General features: G+C 59.3%; 25 protein-coding genes and 3 tRNA genes. 9 read left to right on the top strand and 19 right to left on the bottom strand.

Annotation, left to right across the window (positions count from 1 at the left end):
- Positions 1-259 precede the first annotated feature (259 nt).
- Positions 260-859, top strand: coding sequence for a transglutaminase-like cysteine peptidase (locus GTW23_RS08200; protein WP_244615390.1), 600 nt, complete (start codon positions 260-262; stop codon positions 857-859).
- A 199-nt stretch (positions 860-1,058) separates the two neighbouring features.
- Here GTW23_RS08200 and GTW23_RS08195 read toward each other — a convergent pair whose 3' ends face one another.
- Both GTW23_RS08195 and GTW23_RS08190 read right to left on the bottom strand, forming a co-directional pair.
- A complete protein-coding gene (locus GTW23_RS08195) occupies positions 1,059-1,586 on the bottom strand; it encodes a gamma carbonic anhydrase family protein (protein ID WP_252915346.1) in 528 nt (175 codons plus the stop codon).
- A gap of 145 nt (positions 1,587-1,731) precedes the next feature.
- The gene (locus tag GTW23_RS08190) at positions 1,732-2,067 is read right to left on the bottom strand and encodes a DUF6949 family protein (protein WP_252915345.1); all 336 of its coding nucleotides are present in this window, start codon (positions 2,065-2,067) and stop codon (positions 1,732-1,734) included.
- A 191-nt stretch (positions 2,068-2,258) separates the two neighbouring features.
- On the opposite strand from GTW23_RS08190, the gene GTW23_RS08185 reads away from it, so the two are divergent.
- Positions 2,259-2,912 carry a hypothetical protein gene (locus tag GTW23_RS08185; RefSeq protein WP_152008659.1) on the top strand — a complete coding sequence of 218 codons (654 nt, stop codon included), beginning with the start codon at positions 2,259-2,261 and terminating at the stop codon, positions 2,910-2,912.
- Here the strand turns inward: GTW23_RS08185 and GTW23_RS08180 are convergent.
- Together GTW23_RS08180 and cysE are read right to left on the bottom strand one after the other, a co-directional pair.
- Positions 2,905-3,111 carry a DUF3126 family protein gene (locus tag GTW23_RS08180; RefSeq protein ID WP_152008658.1) on the bottom strand — a complete coding sequence of 69 codons (207 nt, stop codon included), beginning with the start codon at positions 3,109-3,111 and terminating at the stop codon, positions 2,905-2,907. The two genes, GTW23_RS08185 and GTW23_RS08180, sit on opposite strands and share 8 nt — an antisense overlap.
- 114 nt (positions 3,112-3,225) lie before the next feature.
- Entirely contained in the window at positions 3,226-4,050 is an 825-nt protein-coding gene (cysE, locus tag GTW23_RS08175; protein ID WP_152008657.1) for a serine O-acetyltransferase, read from the bottom strand.
- Positions 4,051-4,237: 187 nt separating this feature from the next.
- On the opposite strand from cysE, the gene GTW23_RS08170 reads away from it, so the two are divergent.
- The gene (locus GTW23_RS08170) at positions 4,238-5,044 is read left to right on the top strand and encodes an enoyl-CoA hydratase-related protein (protein WP_252915344.1); all 807 of its coding nucleotides are present in this window, start codon (positions 4,238-4,240) and stop codon (positions 5,042-5,044) included.
- A 4-nt stretch (positions 5,045-5,048) separates the two neighbouring features.
- On the opposite strand, the gene GTW23_RS08165 is transcribed toward GTW23_RS08170, so the two are convergent.
- Both GTW23_RS08165 and GTW23_RS08160 read right to left on the bottom strand, forming a co-directional pair.
- Complete coding sequence (locus GTW23_RS08165; protein ID WP_252915343.1) at positions 5,049-5,939, bottom strand: alpha/beta fold hydrolase; 891 nt, start codon at positions 5,937-5,939, stop codon at positions 5,049-5,051.
- Positions 5,939-6,730 (bottom strand): alpha/beta fold hydrolase, encoded by a 792-nt coding sequence (locus GTW23_RS08160; protein WP_252915342.1) that lies wholly within the window; start codon positions 6,728-6,730, stop codon positions 5,939-5,941. Before GTW23_RS08160 ends, GTW23_RS08165 begins: the two co-directional genes overlap by 1 nt.
- Before the next feature lie 178 nt (positions 6,731-6,908).
- Between GTW23_RS08160 and GTW23_RS08155 the strand changes: the two genes are divergently transcribed.
- Both GTW23_RS08155 and GTW23_RS08150 read left to right on the top strand, forming a co-directional pair.
- Entirely contained in the window at positions 6,909-7,154 is a 246-nt protein-coding gene (locus tag GTW23_RS08155; RefSeq protein ID WP_152008653.1) for a zinc-finger domain-containing protein, read from the top strand.
- Between the two features lie 165 nt (positions 7,155-7,319).
- Positions 7,320-8,495, top strand: a complete 1,176-nt coding sequence (locus GTW23_RS08150) for an FAD-dependent monooxygenase (protein ID WP_252915341.1) — start codon at positions 7,320-7,322, stop codon at positions 8,493-8,495.
- Here GTW23_RS08150 and GTW23_RS08145 read toward each other — a convergent pair.
- The 5 genes from GTW23_RS08145 to GTW23_RS08125 all read right to left on the bottom strand — a co-directional run bounded on the left by GTW23_RS08145 (position 8,474) and on the right by GTW23_RS08125 (position 13,555).
- A complete protein-coding gene (locus GTW23_RS08145) occupies positions 8,474-9,226 on the bottom strand; it encodes a TIGR02117 family protein (protein WP_252915340.1) in 753 nt (250 codons plus the stop codon). The two genes, GTW23_RS08150 and GTW23_RS08145, sit on opposite strands and share 22 nt — an antisense overlap.
- An 11-nt stretch (positions 9,227-9,237) precedes the next feature.
- Positions 9,238-10,035: an amino acid ABC transporter ATP-binding protein gene (locus GTW23_RS08140; protein WP_152008650.1), complete on the bottom strand. Its 798-nt coding sequence runs from the start codon at positions 10,033-10,035 to the stop codon at positions 9,238-9,240.
- Between the two features lie 14 nt (positions 10,036-10,049).
- Positions 10,050-11,183, bottom strand: a complete 1,134-nt coding sequence (locus GTW23_RS08135) for an amino acid ABC transporter permease (protein ID WP_152008649.1) — start codon at positions 11,181-11,183, stop codon at positions 10,050-10,052.
- 3 nt (positions 11,184-11,186) lie between these two features.
- Positions 11,187-12,395: an amino acid ABC transporter permease gene (locus GTW23_RS08130; protein ID WP_152008648.1), complete on the bottom strand. Its 1,209-nt coding sequence runs from the start codon at positions 12,393-12,395 to the stop codon at positions 11,187-11,189.
- 137 nt (positions 12,396-12,532) lie between these two features.
- Positions 12,533-13,555 (bottom strand): amino acid ABC transporter substrate-binding protein, encoded by a 1,023-nt coding sequence (locus tag GTW23_RS08125; RefSeq protein ID WP_152008647.1) that lies wholly within the window; start codon positions 13,553-13,555, stop codon positions 12,533-12,535.
- 351 nt (positions 13,556-13,906) lie between these two features.
- Here GTW23_RS08125 and GTW23_RS08120 point away from each other — a divergent pair, with 351 nt between their 5' ends.
- Complete coding sequence (locus tag GTW23_RS08120; RefSeq protein WP_252915339.1) at positions 13,907-15,094, top strand: cystathionine beta-lyase; 1,188 nt, start codon at positions 13,907-13,909, stop codon at positions 15,092-15,094.
- Positions 15,095-15,106: 12 nt separating this feature from the next.
- Here the strand turns inward: GTW23_RS08120 and GTW23_RS08115 are convergent, their stop codons facing one another.
- The 8 genes from GTW23_RS08115 to GTW23_RS08080 form a co-directional block, all read right to left on the bottom strand.
- Positions 15,107-17,329, bottom strand: coding sequence for a PAS domain S-box protein (locus GTW23_RS08115; RefSeq protein ID WP_252915338.1), 2,223 nt, complete (start codon positions 17,327-17,329; stop codon positions 15,107-15,109).
- A 34-nt stretch (positions 17,330-17,363) separates the two neighbouring features.
- A complete protein-coding gene (locus tag GTW23_RS08110; protein ID WP_252915337.1) occupies positions 17,364-17,795 on the bottom strand; it encodes a response regulator in 432 nt (143 codons plus the stop codon).
- Between the two features lie 17 nt (positions 17,796-17,812).
- Positions 17,813-18,502, bottom strand: a complete 690-nt coding sequence (locus GTW23_RS08105) for a response regulator transcription factor (protein ID WP_252915336.1) — start codon at positions 18,500-18,502, stop codon at positions 17,813-17,815.
- Positions 18,503-18,671: 169 nt separating this feature from the next.
- Positions 18,672-18,748: transfer RNA gene (locus GTW23_RS08100), tRNA-Arg, on the bottom strand.
- Between the two features lie 42 nt (positions 18,749-18,790).
- Positions 18,791-19,096, bottom strand: coding sequence for an ETC complex I subunit (locus GTW23_RS08095; protein WP_252915335.1), 306 nt, complete (start codon positions 19,094-19,096; stop codon positions 18,791-18,793).
- A 90-nt stretch (positions 19,097-19,186) separates the two neighbouring features.
- Positions 19,187-19,263, bottom strand: a tRNA-Pro gene (locus tag GTW23_RS08090).
- A gap of 81 nt (positions 19,264-19,344) precedes the next feature.
- Entirely contained in the window at positions 19,345-19,812 is a 468-nt protein-coding gene (locus GTW23_RS08085; protein WP_252915334.1) for a DUF192 domain-containing protein, read from the bottom strand.
- Positions 19,813-19,819: 7 nt separating this feature from the next.
- On the bottom strand, positions 19,820-20,395 hold the full coding sequence (locus tag GTW23_RS08080) for a cold-shock protein (RefSeq protein ID WP_152008640.1): 576 nt from the start codon (positions 20,393-20,395) through the stop codon (positions 19,820-19,822).
- Between the two features lie 190 nt (positions 20,396-20,585).
- On the opposite strand from GTW23_RS08080, the gene GTW23_RS08075 reads away from it, so the two are divergent.
- The 3 genes from GTW23_RS08075 (at position 20,586) to GTW23_RS08065 (ending at position 22,693) form a co-directional block, all read left to right on the top strand.
- On the top strand, positions 20,586-21,026 hold the full coding sequence (locus tag GTW23_RS08075; RefSeq protein WP_152008639.1) for a VOC family protein: 441 nt from the start codon (positions 20,586-20,588) through the stop codon (positions 21,024-21,026).
- 371 nt (positions 21,027-21,397) lie between these two features.
- Entirely contained in the window at positions 21,398-22,465 is a 1,068-nt protein-coding gene (locus tag GTW23_RS08070; RefSeq protein ID WP_252915333.1) for a D-Ala-D-Ala carboxypeptidase family metallohydrolase, read from the top strand.
- A gap of 153 nt (positions 22,466-22,618) precedes the next feature.
- Positions 22,619-22,693 (top strand) — tRNA-Glu (locus GTW23_RS08065).
- Positions 22,694-22,837 lie beyond the last annotated feature (144 nt).

Raw genomic sequence — 22,837 nt, 5'->3', positions numbered from 1 at the left:
ACGACGTCCTGACGCCTCATGCATTCGCACGTGTGCGTGATCGCGCGCGGTCAGAACAAACCACACTTGGTTGTCAAAACCTGAACCCGCAGGATCGAATTTTATAATTGTTTTAGATCAATTTTAATACAGATTTATACTTGTTTTAGTCGCATTAGACTCAACTAAGTACTTAATTATACTGTTGTTTTTTGCGTCATGTCAAAACCTGCATGGCATTGTTGTCCCATAACGGGGAAACAAGACAATGCACACACACATGCAAGCACTGGGGAAATTTGCTGCGGCCTGTGGCCTGGCAATCACATTCAGCACCGCCTCCATGGCGACACCGACAAATCTCGTTGCCGCCGGCAACACCAACCCGCCAATCGGACATTACGAGTTCTGCAAGAACTATCCGGATGAATGCACCTCGCTCGGTCGCGATTCAGGCCCGATGGCACTTACCCGAAAGCGATGGGCAACCATGCTCGAGGTCAACACCAGGGTCAATCAGAGCATCCGGCCCGACACCGACCTCAACATATACGGCGTCGAGGAGCTTTGGTCCTATCCGCGCTCGGTCGGAGACTGCGAAGACTACGTGCTGCTCAAGCGCCACATGCTCATGCAACAGGGATTTTCGCCCAAGGATCTGCTGATCACCGTGGTCCTTCAGCCAAATGGCGATGGTCACGCGGTTCTCACCGTCCGCACCGATTACGGTGACTACATTCTCGACAACATGCGCGGTGATGTCCGTTTGTGGTCGGAAACCGGCTACACCTTCATCAAGCGCCAATCACCTGAACACGCGGCCCGATGGACCAAGCTCGGACCAGGATCGGCCTCCAAGGTCGGCGCCATCAACAATTGATCTTGACGTTCCGGACTTAGGGCCTGCGGGGGCCGTCCGGAACAAGCAATCGCAACCGGTTGCTTACAACAGCCGGTTCAGGGTCAGGCTCTGGTCGAGTCCCCATGCTTCCCCGCAACGGCCAGGCCTCGAGCCGACCCCAATGTCCCCTGGGGTCGGCTCCTTCTTTTTCTGCAGAGCCGCAACGGCAGAGTTCGACCTAATCGATCCGCTTCAGACCTTGCGAAAATCGCCTGGCATTTTCAACATAATGCTCGGCCGAGAGTTTCAGCATGGCTTCCGCACTGGCATCTAGCTGTCTCACCACCTTGGCCGGCGACCCCATCACCAGTGAATTGTCAGGAATGACCTTGCCTTCCGTCACCAGCGCTCCCGCGCCGATCAGGCAATTCTCTCCGATCTGGGCTCCATTCAACACGGTGGCCCCCATGCCCACCAGGCTGTTGTTACCGATCGTGCATCCGTGCAGGATCGCCGAATGGCCGATAGTGCAGCCCTTGCCGATCACCAGCGGATATCCCATGTCCGTATGCAACACGCAGTTTTCCTGGATGTTCGACCCCGCACCGACCGTGATCGGTTCATTGTCGCCCCGCAGCACGGCGCCAAACCAGATGCCGGTACCCTCCTGCAGTATGACATTCCCGATCACCTGAGCGCTTTCCGCCACGTAGTAGAATCCATCAGGCAGTTGCGGCTGCTTGCCATCCAGGCTGTAGATCGCCATTCGATACTCCTCTCTAGCGTCACCGATGCCGAAACCCGAACACGCAGGCCTGGAAGCGAAAGCCCCCCTGATGCCATGAACCTGCGTCATTTCGATAGTCTCATACCATGTTAAATCAGGCTGCTCCGCCACCGCTAACATCAGCCTAAGCCAGAAAATAGCCGCTCGCAAAAGCCATCTGCAGAACAAGCACACCGGAACAGATCGACCATCCCGCGGCAACCAGTGCAAGAACGGCATACAATGGGAGCGATACCATGCCTGCCCGCCAGTTTCTGAAACCGTTGATCAGCAGCAACCGGGGACCGACAACAGCGGCAAGCGCCAGCTCCATGCCGACCCGGACCGGATGCGCCCGCATGCCGGCAAACTGCGGCTCACGCCATCCGGCAAGCCGAACAAGCTCGAGCCCAACCCAGGCGGCGGCAAATCCGGTCGCCATGGCGAAAATCGTGGCAAGGAAATCGAGAGAATAAATCATTGGTTAACCATGTCCGGTCCAGTGTTTGCATTCGTCAAGACATCAAGCAAGCGCCATGCCGCAGCGGGATGTTCCACTTTGGCACACATCGAAATCACTGGCACTCCATGTCCGAGACCTCATCCACACTTGAACACGCTCCATTGCTCTCGCCGCGCTTTGTGTGGAGGTTGACCGCGGTGATCGTGGTCATGTGTCTCGTCACCGCTGCAATTGCACTGACGGGCCGGATGATCGGAAAAAGCATTTCCTATGCCGGCAACACGGCCGACCGCACCATTCAGGAGATCGTCATCGGCGATGACGTCATCCACCTTCCATCGAATGTGATCCGGTTCGAAAGCCAAAGGGCGTCAGGCGTCCAGAATGCGGTGGACACCTATTTTTCCTGGCCTGGAATGAATGGCTATAGCGAAGCGCGCCGGGACATCTTCAACCAGACGCGGTCGGCCAACGGGTTGATTTTTGCGCGCATTACCCAGGCGACAATGTCCAGAGACATGTCCGGGCGGTTCGAGCCGATCTACAAGCGCCTGACCGACGGCCCGCCGCTTGCCGGGCCCAACGGCCTCGATTCCTTCCGGCTCCGCCCCGGTGCGGGCTATGCCAACGAACTGATGTATGTGGAGCGCACCGCAGGCCAGCGGCCCTATGCGGTGCGATGCCTGGTCGAGGATCTGACTGGAGCAGACAGCGGGTTTACCACCCAGACCGGTTGCCAGCGTGATATCTTCATTGGCAAGGACCTGTCGGTCACCTACCGGTTTTCGATCGATCTTCTGCCGCATTGGCGTGAGATCGAGCGCGATGTCCGCAACCGCCTCGAGACCGCGCTGGTCAGGTAAGGTCGACGTCGAGAATGGCCATCGAGAAATTGTATGACAGATCTCCGTCTTCATCGTCACGGAAAACGATGCCGAGAAACTCGTCACCGAGATAGACTTCCGCCGAATCATCCTTCCGCGGCCGGGCCTTGATCACCATCTTGTCATTGAAAATGCGCTTGAAATAGGCGTCCAGCTTGATGATTTCGTCCGGTTTCACAGTGCTCTCCTGGGCAATTGGGTTCGACCGGCTTTTGACACGGACCGCGGGCTAAATCAAACCCGCGATCCCGCCAAAGGACAAAAATCCCGCATCAACTGCGCGTGAGCGTGCTCAGTTGCCGCCGTTGAGCATCTGGTCCATCGCCCGCGATGGCTCCGAGCATCCGGCTGTTCCGACGACCCGTGCAGGTACCCCCGCGACAGTGGAATTGGGTGGAACCGGTTTCAGCACGACCGAGCCGGCCGCCACGCGGCTGCAATGGCCGATCTCGATATTGCCAAGCACATTCGCGCCGGCGCCGATCAGCACACCGTCCCTGATCTTCGGATGACGGTCGCCTGTCTCCTTGCCGGTACCGCCGAGCGTGACGCCCTGCAGGATCGACACGTTGTCGCCGATGGTCGCGGTCATGCCGACCACCAGACCGGTGGCATGATCGAGGAACAGCCCCTTGCCGACCTTCGCCGCCGGATGAATGTCGGTCTGGAAGATCTCCGAGGAGCGACTTTGAAGATACAGCGCCAGGTCCACCCTTCCCTTGCCCCACAGCCAGTGGGCCAGACGGTGGGTCTGGATGGCATGGAAGCCCTTGAAATAGAGCACCGGCTGGATGAACCGGGTGCAGGCGGGGTCACGGTCATAGACGGCCTGGATGTCGACCCGCAGCACCGAGCCCCACTCCCGCCAGTCACTGACCATTTCAAGGAAGGTCTGGCGCAGGATGTTGGCTTGAAGATCCTGGTGATCGAGCCGTTCGCAGACACGGTGGATCACTGCTTCCTCAAGCGACGGCTGGTTCAGCACGGTCGAGTAGAGAAACGATGCAAGCAGCGGATCCTGCGCAATTGATCTTTCGGCTTCCAGGCGAATCGAATCCCATATCGGGTCGATCGCCTTGACGGATTCACCCGCCCGCACACCTGATTTCGCTGACATTGCCGCCTCCGGGCCCGCTTCCGGGCTTGTTTGCACCTTCAGCACCAAAGCAGGTTTTTCTTGACCCGCCGGATGCACTGAAGCGCCTTGATAAGGTGTCCAGGACCGATGTTCAAACGAAGAGATTTGAACGTAGCCTTCAATAAAGGATAAGACACATCCGGCAAAAAACAATCGGGCGGATGAAATGGACGTAAACATATCCTTTGCAAACGGCGGAATTGGTGCCGCTGCCAATGAAAGCGGTGTCGGTTTTCTCACCGTCAGCAGGCCGGAAAAACGCAATGCATTGACCGATGCAATGTGGCGGTCGGTACCCGATGCAATCAATTGGCTGGTCGTCGAGCAGCACGTCCGCGTCGTCATCCTGTCCGGTGCCGGAGGCCGTGATTTTTCCGCCGGTGCCGATATCGGTGAATTCGCCACCCTGCGCAAGGACGCTACCACGGCGCGCGACTACGAGGCGGGCAACTCGGCAGCTTTCGCAGCAGTGCGCAACTGCCCGGTGCCCGTTATCGCATCGGTGCGGGGCATCTGTTTTGGCGGCGGTTTCGGCCTTGCAGCAGCAGCGGATCTGAGGCTGGCAGACCATACGGCCCGTTTCGCCATTCCCGCTGCCCGTCTTGGCCTCGCCTACCCGCTGGACGCCGTGCAGGATCTCGTCAGGGCATTGGGGGACCAAGAGGCGCGCCGGGCGCTCTATTCAACCGCCGAACTTTCCGCCGCGCAGGCCTTGGCCTGCGGATGCCTTCTGAAGCTGAGCGAGCCTGACGAGCTTGACAGCGATGCGCTGGCCCTCGCCGCGTCGATTGCCGGGGCAGCGCCCCTTTCCGTTCGCGCCTCAAAGGCTGCGATCGCGGCAGTGCAAAGCAACCATGAAGAAGACTACAAACGTGCGGCTGGTCTTGCAGCGTCGACCTTCGACAGCGCCGACTACGCGGAGGGCCGCCGCGCTTTCATGGAAAAGCGCAAACCCGCCTTCAACGGCCGCTGAGATCTCAGCACCGCCCCTCGAGCTTGTCGAGAAACGCAGAAATTGCGTCATTGAAGGCATCGTTGCGGTCGCCCGCCACCATGTGTCCGGCCCCCGACACATCGACATAATCGGCATGGGGCACCATTTCGCGGAAGGCTCTGACCGCTTCCTCGGTGACCAGCTCGGATTGCTGGCCGCGCACCAAGAGCACCGGGATTTTCAACCCGCATGCCGCTTCGATCAGACGCTGCTGACCGGTTTCCCAACCGTGATTGATGTTGCGTGGGCCATCGATAAAGGCCGGATCCCAGTGCCAGCGGTAGCGGCCGTCGGCGCCCAGCCGGAGGTTCTTTGCCAGACCGTCCAGCGAACGACGCGGCGCCCGGTTCGGCAGATAGGCGGCAATCGCGTCGGCCGCTTCCTCGAGCGTGGCGAAACCTTCGCGCATCCGTTCCGCCATGAAACCCTGAATGCGGCTAACGCCATCGGCATCCATGTGCGGCGTGATATCGACAAGAACCAGACCCGCAAGCAGTCCTTGTCCTCCAAGATGCTCGGCCATCAACCCGGAAATACCACCAAGCGAAGCGCCGACCAGGACCGCTTTCCTGCCGGTCATTTCGGCAATTTCGCGGCTCACCGCAACAGCGTCGGCTGCATAATCATCAAACGCATAACCTTTGTCCTCGACCCAGGCGCTGTCGCCGTGACCACGCTGGTCGAGCGTAAATGCCATGTGGCCCGCATCGGCGATTCGCCGTGCGGCGCCGCCCCAGGCATGGCGTGTCTGTCCGCCACCATGCAGCAGCAGCACCGGATTGCCATGCACTTCACCCCGCGGCTCGTGCACATCGGCAGCCAGCAGATTGTCTGATACACCTTTGAAATTAATTTGTTTTTTCATGTCTTTCATCAAATTGATCCGGCTTCCACGTCACCAAAAAATTCGAGCGCCGCAGCCTTGAAAACCTTGTCACCAACCGCAAGCATGTGGTCGCGGTTGGGAATATCCAGCGCCCTCGCCCGCAGCATCAGGCCCGCAAGGCCTTCGGCTGATCCGGCAATGTCGTCACGGCTCCCGACGCCGATCAGAGTTGGCACGGTGAGCCGGGCAATCTCCTCCCGGCTCACCAGCGTCCGCGAGGTCCGGATGCAGGCGGCCAGCGCCAGCCGGTCGCTCTTGGTCTGCTCGGCAAAGGCCCGGAACATGCGGCCTCGCTCGTCGCTGACATCATCGATTGACGGCGCCAAGAGGGCGTCGGCGATCGGATCCCAGTCCCCGACCCCGTCGATCATGCCGAGCCCCAGACCGCCGAACACCAGCGAATGAACCAGGTCCGGTCGCGCAATTGCCAGGAACGCCGAGATCCGCGCACCCATCGAGTAACCCATCACATGCGCGGATCCAATGCCGAGCGAATCAAGCAGGCCTGCCGCGTCCGCAGCCATGGTTTCGGGATGATAGGCTTCGGCATCGTGCGGCTTGTCGGACTGGCCGTGCCCGCGATTGTCGAGTGCAATGACCCGGAAACCGGCCTGATCGAGCGTCTTGACCCAGCCAGGGAACACCCAGTTTACATGAGCGGTGGAGGCAAATCCGTGAATCAGCAACACCGGAAATCCGTCCGGACTGCCCGCCTCGTACCATGCGATTTCAACATCCCCGGACGTAAACCGCCCGGCCTGCAGCCGATCCAGATTCATGTGAGGCCCCTTTCGCACCCTACCTATCTCAATCCCGTCGCCTTGCAAATGTTCCGGTCTGATGATGACTGCATTGCTCCCCACAAGTATCAGCGCTGTCTTCAATTACCGGCTACACTTTTGCCGGACCAGCGTATAAGGTCCGCTCGAAATCGAGTTCGCCACGACGGAGAGATCTATGGCTGACCACAAAATCCCGCATTTCCAGAATGACGCGGGACACGCCTCTATCGAAATCGGCGTCAAGGAATTCATGTGCGTGGGTGCCAACCCGCCTTTCGATCACCCGCACGAATTTCTCGACATGGGATCGGACAGCGAGAAGGTCTGCCCTTACTGCTCGACCCTCTACAAGTACAATCCGGCTTTGCACGGCGATGACACTCTGCCTGCAGGCTGTTCCTGGGCATACGCCGCAGCCTGAGACCGTTCCGGCCCGGATTGACTGGGTGAGAGCCGCGGACACGGCACCGGGTCAGAACCCCGGGACACAACCCCGGGACACAACATTGCCCGGATTTCCGACCTTCGTTTTCTCAAAGCCTTCAGGTCGAAAGACAGATGCTCTTTGCCGTGTCGGGAGGACGCAGTGACGGTCCGTAACATTCTGATCATCGGCGCGGGTATTGGCGGCCTGACAAGCGCGCTCTCCTTCGCCCGCCCGGGCCACGAAGTTCACCTTGTCGAACAGGCACCGGCCTTGAGCGAAGTCGGCGCCGGCCTCCAGGTTTCGCCCAATGCGAGCCGCATCCTCATTGCACTCGGGCTCGGCGAGGCCTTGCAGCGAGCAATGGTCCACCCGCACGAGATTGTGCTGGCCTCCGGCGGATCGCTGCGCAAGATCACTCATGTCCCCTGTGGCGCGTTTGCCGCCGAGCGGTGGGGTGCGCCTTATGGCGTCATGCATCGTGCCGACCTGCAAACACTGCTGCTAGATGCGGTCAACACCCAGCCCAGCTGCCATCTGCATCTGGGCCAGCGGATCAGTGCGACCGGAATGGGAGACCTTGCCAACCGCCTGGGAATGCCGCGCCCAGATCTTGTCGTCGGCGCCGACGGCGTCTGGTCTGAGATCCGGAAGCTGATCAAGGGGGCGCCGTCGCCACGCTTTTCCGGTCAGGTTGCCTGGCGGTTCAAGGTGCCAGCAGATGTTGCCCGTTCGGTGTTGAACCCGGCCAGTGTCACCGCACTTCTCGGACCCAGAACGCACCTCGTTGCCTACCCGCTAGAGAACGGAAAAACGTTCAACATGGTGGCGATCACCCGAGGCAACGATCCCGGCCAGACCTGGGCCCAGCGCGAACAGCCCGACCGCCGCCAGGATCTGCTCACCGCCTTTTCCGGCTGGCACCGGGATCTGGTCGCAATCCTGCGCCAAGCGCCGGAAATGACGCGCTGGCCGCTTTACGAACTGCCCGACGGCCCCTGGCATGATGGGGCGAGCACCATACTGATCGGCGATGCGGCGCATGCCATGACACCTTTCGCAGCCCAGGGCGCAGCGATGGCCATCGAGGATGGCTATGAACTTGCCCAGGCTTGCAACGGCGTTGAAGGAGAACTGGCCGCCACGCTTCAGGCCTATCAGGCCAAGCGCCGGGCACGTGTGGGCCGCGCCCGTTCCCGCGGTGCCTTCAACCAGTTCGCCTATCATGCCCGCGGTCCGATCCGCCTCGGCCGGGACCTGGTTCTGGCGCTGCGGCAGCCGGAAAACCTGGCAGCCGAACTCGACTGGCTTTACGCCTACCGCGCCACAGGGCTGTAACCGAACCGGTTTGACGTATTGTGCAACCCGAGACTTGTGGTCAGCAAAACCGGCAACGGCGTCCACCATCCGGTCGCCAGTCCCGCCTGCCTGAGCATCCGCGCGGTCCAGACATTGCATCCAACGATTGCATTGAACCGCCCTTCCGCCTCATAAAACCGGTCATAATCTCCGTAGCTGGCGCCCGCAACGAGAACCGGTACGCCATCGGGCGTTCGGATGAAGCTGGCAAGAACCGACTGGAGCAGACGTTGAAAGGATGCCTCGTCGAGTTCGATCGTCCGGACCGTCGGATGGCTTTGGTCGATGTAACCTGCAAGTCCGACATGCATCACCGACCGGTCCAGCGTCAGGGCTCTGAGCACCGGACCGGGTTTGAGATCCGACCATGTCGGCGTTTCGATGTAAAAACTGCGGCCACCCCATCCGGCGATCAGATACTCGACACCTGGTTGGGCCGGGTCAAGCCCGTCGGCCGCCATGAATGCGAAGTCAGCAGCCACCTCACGCGTTACCGGCAACGCCAGATCGGTATGGATCTCGCTGGAAAGCACCAGAACGGTCCGCATGTTGCCGAGAGCTCGGGAATCGGTTGCATCCGCCACAGGGAACAAAGCCGACAAGGGCCTCGGAACAACAGTCCCGAGGCCCAATGAAACGAGTATCAGAAGCGCCGCGGCCAACAGACATCGCCAGACACGGGGCCGGCGAGCGCCGGCGCCCGGTGCCATATCCTTCGACCCTAGTGCAGGATCTGGCTGAGGAACAGCTTGGTCCGCTCATGCTGGGGATTGTCAAAGAACTCGCCCGGCTCGTTCTGCTCGACGATCTGGCCCTGGTCCATGAAGATCACGCGGTTGGCGACCTGGCGCGCAAAACCCATTTCGTGGGTGACGCACAGCATGGTCATGCCTTCTTCGGCAAGACCCACCATGGTGTCGAGCACTTCCTTGATCATTTCCGGATCGAGCGCCGAGGTCGGCTCGTCAAACAGCATGATGCGCGGGTTCATGCACAGCGACCGGGCGATCGCCACACGCTGCTGCTGACCGCCCGAAAGCTGGCCCGGATACTTGTTCGCCTGTTCCGGGATCTTCACCCGTTCCAGGTAGTGCATGGCGATTTCCTCGGCCTTCTTCTTCGGCATCTTGCGCACCCAGATCGGCGCCAGGGTGCAGTTCTCGAGGATGGTCAGGTGCGGAAACAGGTTGAAGTGCTGGAACACCATGCCGACTTCGCGGCGAACCTCGTCGATCTTTTTGAGATCATTGGTCAGCTCGATGCCATCGACGATGATCTTGCCCTTCTGGTGCTCTTCCAGCCGGTTGATGCAGCGGATCATCGTCGATTTGCCCGAGCCGGAAGGCCCGGCAATGACGATGCGCTCGCCGCGCATGACCTTGAGATTGATGTCACGGAGAACATGAAATTCACCGTACCACTTGTTCATGCCGATGAGCTCGATCGCCACATCGGTTTCCGACACGGTCATTTTTGAAGGACCGGCACCTTCTGTTGCTGCTGCGTTGCTGTCAGCCATGGTTGAGTTCCCTTTTATCGTTTGTGGCCAGTATCGAGACGCCGTTCCATATAGGCGGAATAGCGCGACATGCCGAAGCAGAAGATGAAGAAGACGAACGCGGCAAAGACGAAACCGGTCGCCGGCGTTGCAGGTGAAATCCAGTTCTGATCGTTCATGTTCTGCTGAACGATGCCGAGCAGGTCAAACAGCCCAATGATGAGGACAAGGCTTGTGTCCTTGAACAGGCCGATGAACGTGTTGACGATGCCTGGAATGACCAGTTTCAGAGCCTGCGGCATGATCACCAGACGTGTGCCCTGCCAGAAGGTCAGCGCCATCGCGTTGGCTGCCTCGTACTGCCCCTTGGGGATCGCCTGCAGACCACCGCGGATCACCTCGGCCATGTAAGCCGAAGAAAACAGTGCCACGCCGATCAGCGCCCTGAGCAGCTTGTCGAATGTCACACCGTCCGGAAGGAACAGTGGCAACATCACGGAGGACATGAACAGCACCGTGATCAGCGGAACGCCACGCCAGAACTCGATGAAGATCACGCTGAACATCTTGACGATCGGCATCTCCGACCGGCGCCCCAGCGCCAGCAGGATCCCGAGCGGGAAAGACACCACGATACCGACGATCGCCACGACCAGGGTCACCAGCAGACCGCCCCACAGGGCCGTCTCGACCGGTTCAAGCCCGAACTGGCCGGTGAGCAGGATGAAGGCCAGTATCGGGAAGACCACCAGCAGATAAAGCGCGTTCTCACGCTTGTAGGGCACCGAGGGGATGGCGATCGGGACAAGGCCGGCGATCAGCAGAAGCCCGGACAGGTTGACCCGCCAGCGTTCCTCGATCGGATAGCGTCCATAGATGAACTGACCGAACTTGGCCTCGACAAAGGCCCAACAGGCACCGGTTCCTGGCCCAAGGCAGGCTTCGCGGCTGTCACCGGTCCAGACCGCGCTGATAAAGGCCCAGTCGATGATAGGTGGGATTATCCACAGCAGGAAAAGGGCTGTCACGATGGTCAGGATCGTGTCGCGCGTGCTTGCGAAAAGGTTCTCCTTGAGCCAGCCACCGACACCACCGGTCGAAACCGGAGGCGCCATCGTCGGGCTTTCTTCAGAGCGAACATACCGTATTGAAGTTGGGAGTGTTTCCATGGTTCAGCGCTCCACCAGTGCGACACTGGAGTTAAACCAGTTCATGAATGCCGAAGTCAGCAGAGAAAGGGTGAGATAGACCAGCATGGTAATCGAGATCACCTCCACCGCCTGTCCGGTCTGGTTGAGCACCGTACCGCCGAAGATCGACACAAGGTCAGGGTAGCCGATGGCAACTGCCAGCGAAGAGTTCTTGGTCAGGTTCAAGAACTGGCTGGTCAGCGGCGGAATGATGACCCGCATCGCCTGAGGCACCACCACAAGACGGCTGGTCAGGTTTGGCCTGAGACCCAGCGCGAAGGCTGCCTCCGACTGACCATGTGACACAGCCAGGATACCGGCGCGGACGATTTCGGCGATGAACGAAGCCGTGTAGAGCGACAGCCCCAGAAGAAGCGCCATGAACTCGGGCTGGATCACCCAGCCGCCAACCATGTTGAAACCCTGAAGGCTGGCATATTCGAGCGACATCGGCATGCCGGTCACCAGGAAGGTCAGCAGCGGCAGCGCGATCACCAGAGCCAGCCCGGTGAGGAAGACCGGAAACTGCTGGCCGGTAGCCATCTGCCGCTTCTTGGCCCAGCGGCCGATAAAGAACCAGGCGACGACCGCGATGATGAAGGCAAAGAGAATGAACTGGGCCCCGCCCTCCGGGACGATGCGCGGCATGTAGAGCCCGCGGTTGTTGAGGTTGAAAACCACCTCGACGCCAGGCTCCAGTCCAACGGCGCGCGGCGACGGCAGGATGGAAAGCACTGCCTTGTACCAGAACAGCAGCTGCAGCAGCAGCGGGATGTTGCGCAGCGTCTCGACATAGACGGTGGCGAATTTCTGCACCAGATAGTTTTTCGACAGCCTGGCAAGACCGACGATGAAACCGATCACCGTGGCAAGGAAGATACCGATGATGGCCACCACCATCGTGTTCAGCAGACCGACGAAGAAGGCCCGAAGATAGGTGCTGTCATTGGTATAGGGAATGAAGGACTGGCCGATATCGAAACCGGCACGTTCACCGAAAAATCCGAGGCCGGAGGCAATTCCCGCCCGCGCCAGATTGTCAATGGCGTTGCTTACACCCGAATACACCAGAAAGATGACGGCAATGATAAGCAATGCCTGGAATACAAGGCCACGCGCCTTGGGATCATTCATCAACGATACGCGTCCGGCATCGTCAGCGTCAGCTGAGACGCCTGTTTGATGAGCCATGTCTGTCCCCAACTCTTTTCGTCCGGACCTTGTGGCCGGATCGTTTGATTGCCTGCCGTCGTTGCGTCAGGTTCTTGCGGTTCCGGATGGAACCGGAGAAAGCGGGCCCCGAAGAGCCCGCTTTCAGTTTTGGGTGCTTAGCGAAGCGGCGGTGCGTACTGCAGACCACCCTTCGACCACAGCGCATTCACGCCGCGTGCGATACCGAGCGGGGTCGAAGCGCCGACATTGGCTTCAAAGACTTCGCCATAATTGCCGACTTCCTTGATCACGTTGTAGGCCCAGTCGTTGCCAAGGCCGATGCCTTCGCCGAAAGTGCCTTCCTTGCCGAGCAGACGCATGACGTTCGGGTCGGTGGAATTGGCCATTTCATCGACATTGGCCGACGTGATGCCCATTTCTTCGGCGTTCAGCATGGCGTTGTGAACCCACTTGACGATGTTGAACCACTGGTCATCACCCTGGCGAACCACGGGGCCGAGCGGCTCCTTGGAGATCACTTCCGGAAGAACCATGTGCTCGTCGGGAGCCGACAGGCCGAGGCGGATCGAATACAGGCCCGACTGGTCGGTGGTGTAGACGTCGCAACGGTTGGCGTCATAGGCAGCGTTCACTTCTTCAAGCTTCTCGAACACGACCGGGTTGTAGGTCATGTCGTTGGCCTTGAAATAGTCGGTCAGGTTCAGCTCGGTGGTTGTTCCGGTCTGCACGCAGACCGAAGCGCCCGAAAGCTGCAGCGCGGAATTCACGCCGAGCGACTTGCGCACCATGAAGCCCTGGCCGTCATAGTAGTTCACGCCGGCAAAGTTGAGACCCAGCTGGGTGTCACGGCTCATGGTCCAAGTGGTGTTGCGCGAAAGCACATCGATCTCGCCAGACTGCAGAGCGGTGAAACGCTCCTTGGCCGAAAGCGGGCTGAACTTCACAGCGGTTGCGTCGCCGAAGACGGCTGCAGCAATACCGCGGCAAAGGTCAACGTCGATACCCGACCAGTCACCTGCGTCGTTCGGAGCGGAAAAGCCGGCGAGGCCGGTGGAGACGCCGCACTGGACGAATCCCTTTGCCTTGACATCATCGAGAGTCGCGGCGGAAGCAGCAGATGCTCCCATGCCAGCAACGGCAGCGATGCCAACGACAGCCGACAGAATCTTTTTGTTCATTTGATACAACCTTTTTTTCTGTTGCCCTGTTTTGGGTGCGACAAAGGCGGCAGGAGCCATTTACCTGGCTCTCAGCCGTATCTCTTAGCGCCCAAGCATACCATGCCGAAATCCGCCATGGGTCAAGTCTTCCATGGTCGAAAATTGTCAAATCAAACGATTCGCATGATAATTTCGGCCTCGGCGGACAGGCGGAATAAGTCACTCTGACGCAGCACGGCCGCCTCTCCTGACACAAATCGTCGCCCTGAGCGCAGCTGCTGCCGGTTCTTGTGATTGCCGACCACTCACGATAGATCTTTCCGCCTGAAGACACCCCAATGATGCAACTCCCAGGCAGACGGATCCGGCATGAGCAGCAAGAGCAAGACTTCGCAAACGGGCATCAACACGCGGCTGGCCCATACCGGTCATGATCCGCGCAGCTTCCACGGTTTCGTCAATCCTCCGGTGGTCCACGCATCGACCGTCCTCTTCCCCGATTCGGCCACCATGGTCTCCCGTGACCAGAAATACACCTACGGCACCTACGGCACCCCGACCACCGACGCGTTGACATCCGCTATCAACGAACTGGAAGGCTCGGAAGGAACCGTAGCGCTGCCTTCGGGCCTCGCAGCCGTTACCGTTCCTTTCCTGGGCACGCTAAGTGCCGGAGACCACCTGCTCGTCGTCGATTCAGTCTACGCCCCGACGCGCAACTTCTGCCACGGCATGCTGGCCAGGTTCGGCGTTGAAACCAGCTATTACGACCCGGCAATCGGGGCGGATATCGAAAGTCTGATCCGGCCCAATACAAAGCTCGTCCACACCGAAGCGCCTGGCTCCAACACGTTCGAGATGCAGGATATCCCGGCTATTGCCGAGGTTGCGCATGCGCACGGCGCGCTGGTCTCGATGGACAACACATGGGCCACGCCGCTCTTTTTCAAACCGCTCGATCATGGCGTGGACATCTCCATTCACGCCGCCACGAAATACCCGGCCGGTCATTCGGACGTCCTGATCGGCACGGTCTCGGCCAACAAGCAGGCTTGGCCTGCGCTGTGGAAGGCCTTTGCGATGCTGGGCGTTTGCGCCGCACCGGACGACAGCTACATGACCCTGCGCGGATTGCGCACCATGGGGGTCAGGCTGGACCGGCACCAGCAAAGCACCCTGGCGATTGCCCGCGCGCTCGAAAACATGCCTGGCGTTGCCAGGGTGCTGCATCCTGCACTGGAAAGCTTTCCGGGGCACGCGTTGTGGAAGCGCGATTTTTCCGGGTCGTCCGGCATCTTCTCGATCGTTCTCGACGTGGCCGACACCGCCAGGCACCAGGCCAAGGCACATGCTTTCCTTGATGCCCTTGAGATCTTCGGGCTGGGCTACTCCTGGGGTGGTTATGAAAGCCTCGCCGTCCACGCCAACCTGAGCGACAGGACCGTTGCCCTGCCACCCAAGGAGGGTCCGGTGATCAGGCTGCAGATCGGACTTGAGGATGTGGAGGACCTGATGGCTGACATCGAGCGCGGCCTGGACGCTGCTAAAGCCGCCTGATAGCCCGCGCCCTCAAACCGGCAGGGAAACCACGAACCGGGCGCCATTCCGGTACTCCGTATCGAGCACTATGCTTCCGTCATGGCTTTCGGCGATGCGGCGGCAAAGTGCCAGCCCGATTCCCGTGCCCGAATAAAGCTTTTCATCGACATGCAGACGTTGAAACACGCCGAAAATTCTTTCCGACTGCACCGGATCGATTCCGATGCCGTTGTCTTCAACGATGATCTTCACCCCCTCCGGACCGGTTCTGGCATGCACGCGGACAACCACTGCCACCCCCTTCCGGCCATATTTCAGTGAATTGGCGAAAAGGTTTTGAAACATCTGGGTGAGAAGGTTTCGGTCACCGTCAACGGAGATATCCGCTTCGAGTTCGAGCCGTCCCTTGACCTCGATGACGTTGACGGCAAGGTTATCCCAGGCCGCAGCCAACGCCTCGGACAGCCGGAAACTCTCCGGATTGATCTGCTGATAGGCCAGTTGGGAAAACTCAAGCAGATTCGAAATCATCCGCTCCATCGAACTGACTCGATCTGAGATGTAGCCCGAGAACTGTGCCAGCTCATCTGTCTTTCCCGCACTGACATCTTCGGCGATCATGTCTGCGAACAGCCTGATCTGTCTGAGCGGCGCCTTCAGGTCATGCGACACGATCCCGCTGAATTGCTCGAGTGCATCATTGCGCAGCTCGAGCTCCCTGGACTGGTCCGCTATCCTGGTCTGGAATTCCCGGATCTCGGAAATGTCGCGCCCCACCGAGACGAGCTCCACCGGTTCGCCGTCCTCGAACACCATCAGGTTTGACCACTGGTACCAGAAGTGCTTACCCATCGAATCAACCATCGCCTGCTCGCTCGCCTTCAGAGGCCGTTCCTCCGACAGGCTCGATAGATGCGCGATCAGCAATGGCTTGTGTTGCTCCGGCACAAACTCGAGAAATTTCCGCCCGATCATCTCGTCTGCAGAAAGCCCTACAAACCGGGCATAGTGCTCGTTGACATAGGTCAGCGTGGTATCCGGCGTTGCACGGGTAATGAAATCCGGAATGTTCTGCACCAGCGTCTGGAATTCATGCTCCTTGCGCGCCAGCGCCCGCTCGATTTCCCGCCGCTCGGTAATGTCTTCGGCAAAGGACAGGATCACCGGTTCCGGTGTCTCATCCATCAATTCCAGCCGCACCCTGCAGTCATAGGTGCTTCCATCCTTGCGCCGGTGGCAGGTCTCGGTGACCAGCACCTTTGTTTCCCCCGAAACGATCGGGGCAATCTTCTCGGCAATTTCCAGTGGGCTGTGCCCGACATTCAGATCGAGCGGATTGAGGTTGCGCAGTTCCTCCATGCTGTACTGGAGGTTCTCACGCGCCGACTTGTTGGCGCTGATGATCCGGCCGTTCTTGACGGAGATCAGATAGACTTCCTGCTTGACCCCCTCGATGATCAGGCCGAGCTGTTCTGCCTCACTCCTGATCTTGTTCAACGCCGTGATATCGGTTCGAACACCGACCCGGAAATTCTGCTCGGTCACGCGCTCTTCGACCAGCATGATCCTGTCCGGATTGAGATGCTGGACGAAGGGGTCCCCCGGCCGGTTATGCCGTTCCAGCCGCATCCGCAGCCATTCATCCTGTTCTTCAACCGTCTCCCCGGCATCAGGATACTGACCGTGTTCCAGCCCGTAGCGCAACACTGTCTCGAATGTATTGCCAATCCTTATGGCTGGAGCGGACAGTGCGTAGATCTCACGGTAAGCGTCATTGCACAGCACCAGCCGGTCCTGATCGTCATAGACGACAAACCCTTCCGCAATGGCATCCAGAGCGGTGTTCAGTATTGCTTCCGCCCGCAAGCGTTTCGCCCGCGCCTTGTAGACTTCGCTGAGATCGCGGACCAGGGCGACTGAACCGATCGCCTCTCCATCGGCCGTTTCGAGCCGGCTCACAGTCAGTTCGGCCGGAAACACACTGCCGTCCTTGCGTCTGAGGTCAAGGCGTCGGTGTATGGGATCGACCTTCAGGCTCAGGGGATAAACCGCGTTGCGCATCTCCTCTGCATCCACACTGGAGGCATAGAGGCCAACGGCATTCATCCCGACCAGCTCCTCGCGGGTGAAACCAAATTTTTCCGTTGCTGCGGCATTGGCGGCTACGACCTGTCGATTGCCGTCAACGACAAGAACCGGGTCCGGCAAAGTGTCGTAAAGAGCCTTGAGCAGATTCTCTGGGGACAGCTGCATCGGGCTTACAGGTCCCGCACGGCCGGTGACCGGGTCACATGTAGTCTTCGGAGCATGTGTCGGAAAGCTGCTCTTTCGTGTATTCTTCGATGATGAAACTTATGACGGTGCGATCGATCTCGTCCTTGCCAATTTTGAAATCGACGCCGTATTCCCTGATTTGCTCGAAATACTTGCCGCTGATATCCGATGAAATGATTCCGATCGGTCCGATGAACCCGGCCTGTCTGAGCTGCGGCGCGGTTTCCCGGAAATCGTTGTTGGGCACCAGGCGGTTGTCCAGAAACACCATGTCGATCGCGCCGGATTTCACCTTTTCAACGGCTGCCTCGATATCTCCCACATAGTCCAGATCGACTGCCTTGCCCTCGGCTTTCTCGAGTTTGCGCCTGAGCAGAACGTGCTCGGCAGGATCATCATCGACCAGCAACACCCTGACAGGAGTGTCATTCCGTGTGTCACTCATGATTGGCCTCCCGTTTTCTAGGTGATCAGACCGCTGCGGATGGCCGATGCCACCATCTGCGCCCGATTGACGACATGCAGCTTGCGCAGGACCCCGGCAATGTAGGAATTGACCGTGTGCTCGGACAGTCCGAGGATGATCGCGATCTCCGCAGACGTTTTTCCTTCCGACGTCCAGCGGACGATCTGCAACTCCCTGTCGCTCAGGCCGCTGATCGAATCCAGAGACAGGATAACCTCGAAATAGCGTTGGAAGATCAGTGCTGCATCGAGGGCAATCGAAGCAAGAGACTGGTGTTCCACCTCGGGATTGTCTCCGACCATGACCAGTCCATGCCGTTTTCCGCTCGCCCCATGCAACGGCACGATTGCCGCAACGGCTGATCCACTCGGTGTCAGCACCTCGGACGGGGTTTGCGCCAGGTCCAACACGCCGGGTGCCGACGAGCGTTGCAGATACTGCACCACCGGATCGTCCACGCCGATCACCAGGCTGCCAGGATCACAAAACCAGGAAACCGGAAAATTGTGCAGCGCATGGGTGTGTTTGAAGTCAATTCCCTGGTCCTCAGCCGCGATCTCGGCAACGCCGAAATGGGAAAAACCATGACTGTCCGTCAGGGATTTGAACAGCCGGAAGAAATCGATCCGGTTTAAAGCACGTGCAAGCTCAGGACCAAGATGGAGGGCGGTTTCCGTCACCAGCATAATGTCTCTTTCGAATCCGATGTTTCGATAACGCTGCGATAATCAAAGGCAACATCACATGATATGTCATATGTTATACGGCATTTGAGCAAGTGTGAAAATGCCCGCCGCGTGTGTCGTCCGGCTGCAGGTAACAAAATGTCTCTCGAAGCAGTGACAGTCATGCGAATGGCGACCCCTGCAGGATTCGAACCTGCGACCGTCGGCTTAGAAGGCCGGTGCTCTATCCAGCTGAGCTAAGGGGCCGTTACGCTTGACCAGACATTCGATGCGGCCAAACGCCGGTTTCTAGTGGGTCCAGGGCTGGCGGCGGTCAAAGCGGAAATTGTCCGAGTAGGCGACCCGGCGCCGCTTGCTTTCCTTCGGCTCGTCCACCCGGTAGGCAATTCCGTTGCGGGTTGCATAGGCAACCGCCGCATCACGTGTTTCGAACGTCATGCGGATCTGGCTCTTCATGTCGGCGGAGGATGTATAGCCCATCATCGGATCGATACTGCGGGGCTTCTCCTGCTCGAATTCGAGAACCCAGTCGAGGCTCTTGGCCTTGCCCGATTGCATCGCTGTCTTTGCGGGACGATAGATTTTCGCGGTCATGTCCCAATCCCTCTTCATGGCGGTTTCCACCGTAAGAGGCGGAACACGGCGCCCTAATTCATCACGTCCGGAAACCGGATGCGAAAAAAGTGGTCGGAGCGGAGAGATTCGAACTCCCGACCCTCTGGTCCCAAACCAGATGCGCTACCAGGCTGCGCTACGCTCCGATGCCTAAGGCGTGACCCGGATACACCGGAAAGCCATGCCCCGCAACTCCAAATCGTCGCTTATCCGGACATGGCGGCAAATCAGTTGCCGATCACCCGGTGCCGCACCCGGTCACCCACCGAAACACCGGTCTTCGCGGCCGTTCCGGCATTCAATTCGAGCACATACCGGACCGGGCTTCCAGACGGGATGATGGTCTCCGAATAGGGAACCGTGTTCTCTGCTATACGGGCGATCCGCCCGTTCTCCGCGATGAAGAGCATATCAAGCGAGAGCGGCGTGTTTTTCATCCACATCAGAACGTCGCGTGTCTGGTCAAATCTGAACAGCATCCCGTGGTCGGCTGCCATGCTCTGCCGGTTCATCAATCCGGTCGCCCGGTTTTCGGGTGTCAGCGCCAGCTCGACCGTAAAACCGACCGACCCCTTGGAAGTATCGATGAAAAGCCGTTCCGAATCGACGGGAAGCGGACCCGCCACCAAGGCAGCGGGACCGAAACACAGAACCAGGAAAATCAGGAATGCCGCGACCTGCTTGAAGTGGCGCATGGCAGCGTCAGTGGGAATTCGGGATGGGCGCATCGATATCCGGATGGATTTCGGCCGCCATAAGGCCCTTCTCGCCGTCGCCGAACCGCACCAGCACCACCTGGCCAGGCCGCAGCTCCGCCAGCCCGTAGCGCCTGAGCGTCTCCATGTGGATAAAGATGTCTTCCGTCCCCTCGCCCCGGGTCAGGAAGCCGAACCCCTTGGTCCGGTTGAACCACTTGACGATCGCGCGTTCAAGTCCGCTGGACGGCTTGACCTGCACATGGGTGCGGACCGGCGGCAGTTGCGATGGGTGAACCGCCGTCGAAGTGTCCATGGAGATGATTCTGAATGTCTGGTAGCCGCGTTCCCGCTTCTGGATTTCGCAGACAACACGGGTGCCTTCAAGAACGGTTTGATATCCGTCGCGGCGCAGGCAGGTCACGTGCAGAAGAACATCCTCCATTCCGTTGTCCGGAATGATGAAACCGAACCCCTTGGCGACGTCAAACCACTTGATGACGCCGGTAATCTCCATGAGATCCACCGCGTCGCCGCGGGCCTCGGCGTCAGCCTGGTTTTTCTCTGAGGACCTTTCCCCCATCCGGATGCCTCTCCAATACGCGCCACAAACAACTGAAGTGATTCTTGATTAAAACATTAACATTGTATTGCGAGGACAGCGCAAGCCCCGCCTGAAAACTTGTTCATTCATCCCCGCATATCCTTCGGCCATTGCCTCATGGACTTTTCCGCCTATCGTTACGCCCATCAAGAATCATGAGGTAAAGCCAATGCGTTATCTGCACACGATGGTCCGAGTCTCCGACGTCGATGCATCTCTCGACTTCTACTGCAACAAAATGGGACTTGTGGAAATCCGTCGCCATGAAAGCGAAGCCGGCCGTTTCACGCTGATTTTTCTGGCCGCGCCGGAAGACAAGGAGCGCGGGCTGGCCGAACAGGCGCCTCTTCTCGAACTAACCTACAACTGGGATCCGGAAGACTATGACGGCGGCCGTAATTTCGGACATCTCGCCTATGTTGTCGACAATATCTACGACCTGTGTCAGTCGCTGATGGAGAACGGTGTCATCATCAACCGTCCACCGCGTGACGGCCGCATGGCCTTCGTCAAGTCGCCCGACGGAATCTCGATCGAGCTGCTGCAGAAGGGTGACGCTCTTGAGCCCGCCGAACCATGGAAGTCGATGGAGAACAGCGGCACCTGGTAAGGCTCGCCGACAAGATGCCCGGAACTGTCGCTGTGCCGGGTCTTCGCGACGCACAAGGCTCACGCAACGATCGAGCCTTAGCCTTGGCTCAAGGGTCATGCTTTCGCCGTATTTGCGACGCATCGCATGGATTTTGGCGTCCGCGCCGGAATGCCTTATCAATGTGCCTGCATGCTCGTTTACAAAATCGTCGCAAATCGGTAGGCACTTTTTCGGACCTTCGGGTCCGCCACTGCAACAGACCCCGGGGGCTCCAGAGTTTGCAAACAGGCGGGAACAAAACGGGCAACGGGCGCGGCACCTCGCGTGCGTTGCTGTTGGCCGGAGCGGCAGTCATTCTCAGTGGATGCGTGTCGGCAGCTGACCCTGAGATGTTTGCCGTTCAGGGCTTCACACCAGGCACTCCCGGCCTCGCCGACAGCGGCATGATCGTTGATCCCTCCACGCAGATGGCCATGAACGGTGACACCGCGACCCAAACCGCCGGTGGCGTTCCTATGCCGGTCCCCTCGCCCAGTGCATCCGACGCAACAAGCCGCATGCCTGCGCCGACGGATGCAGCGCCCCAGACGGCGCTGTCCCCCGGACAATCGGTTGTCATGGCCAGCACAGAGGTAGACGCGCTCAATCGCGGCATCACGCAAACCCAGACTGCCCAGCCCGTTGCCAATCTCTACACGGCCCCGGCGGCCCCGGTAGCGGTTGAGGCAACGAACACGGCTCTGCAGCCGGCCGCTGAACAGGCTGTGCCTTCCGGTGAAACTGTCGCTGCAGAGGATGACGCGTCAGTCGCCGAACCGCAGCCTCCGGTGCAGGAACTCGCCGTTGTCGCGCCACCCAAGAAGAAGTCGATCTTTGCGCGCATGTTCGCCCCGCAGAAGACTTCGAGCAGCGATGCCCGCGCAGGCACGAAAAAACGTCTCGTATCTCAGAAGCCAGCTCCGGTAACAGTTGCGTCCGCCGGGGCAAGTGCACTTCCAGGCGTCAACGTGGCGAGAGCCCTTGGCACGGAATCGCTGAACGCCCCGACGGATCCCGACTCGGGCCAGATCCAGCTCGCCTCCGCCGCAGGCCTGGCGCGCCTTGCACCGAACGGGCTGCACCTTCAGACCGAGAAGGTGGAAGTTGCCTGTTTCAAGCCTCAGCTTGTCCGCACGCTCAAGAGCATCGAGCGCCATTACGGCCGCCCGGTGATGGTCACTTCCGGATACCGCAGCCCCAAGCACAACCGGCGAATCGGTGGTGCGTCGGGATCGCGCCACACCTCCTGTGAAGCAGCAGACATCCAGGTCGAGGGCGTTTCCAAGTGGCAGTTGGCAAAGTACCTGCGCTCGATGCCGGGCCGGGGTGGCGTCGGCACCTATTGCCATACGGAATCGGTTCATATCGATATTGGAAACAGCCGTGACTGGAACTGGCGCTGCCGTCGCCGCAAGTAAAACCGGGCCGGAAACGGCGAGGCTTTAGCGTCGCCCTCCACCTGACTTCTCCCAAGCCAAAAAATCTTCACACGGATGTCATTTTTTTCTCTCTGAGGCCAATTATCCGCTTGCGGTCCGAAAGCGGTCTGATTATAAGACGCCTCATCGCACGCGCCCTTCGTCTATCGGTTAGGACGCCAGATTTTCATTCTGGAAAGAGGGGTTCGACTCCCCTAGGGCGTGCCACCCTCTTCAAGCACTTAGCTTGAAATTCTCACCTGAAAAATGAACTTGGCCATTGCTCACGGACAGCGGCCGCTGTGCGGTCGTTTCGCTGTCCAGGCTATCTGGCAAGCGCCGTGAAATGGGACCGATCGAGCCGCCTGGAAT

This window comes from Parahoeflea alexandrii (genome assembly GCF_024105735.1).
Lineage (GTDB): Bacteria > Pseudomonadota > Alphaproteobacteria > Rhizobiales > Rhizobiaceae > Hoeflea > Hoeflea alexandrii.
This window is presented reverse-complemented; position numbering and strand designations above follow the sequence as displayed.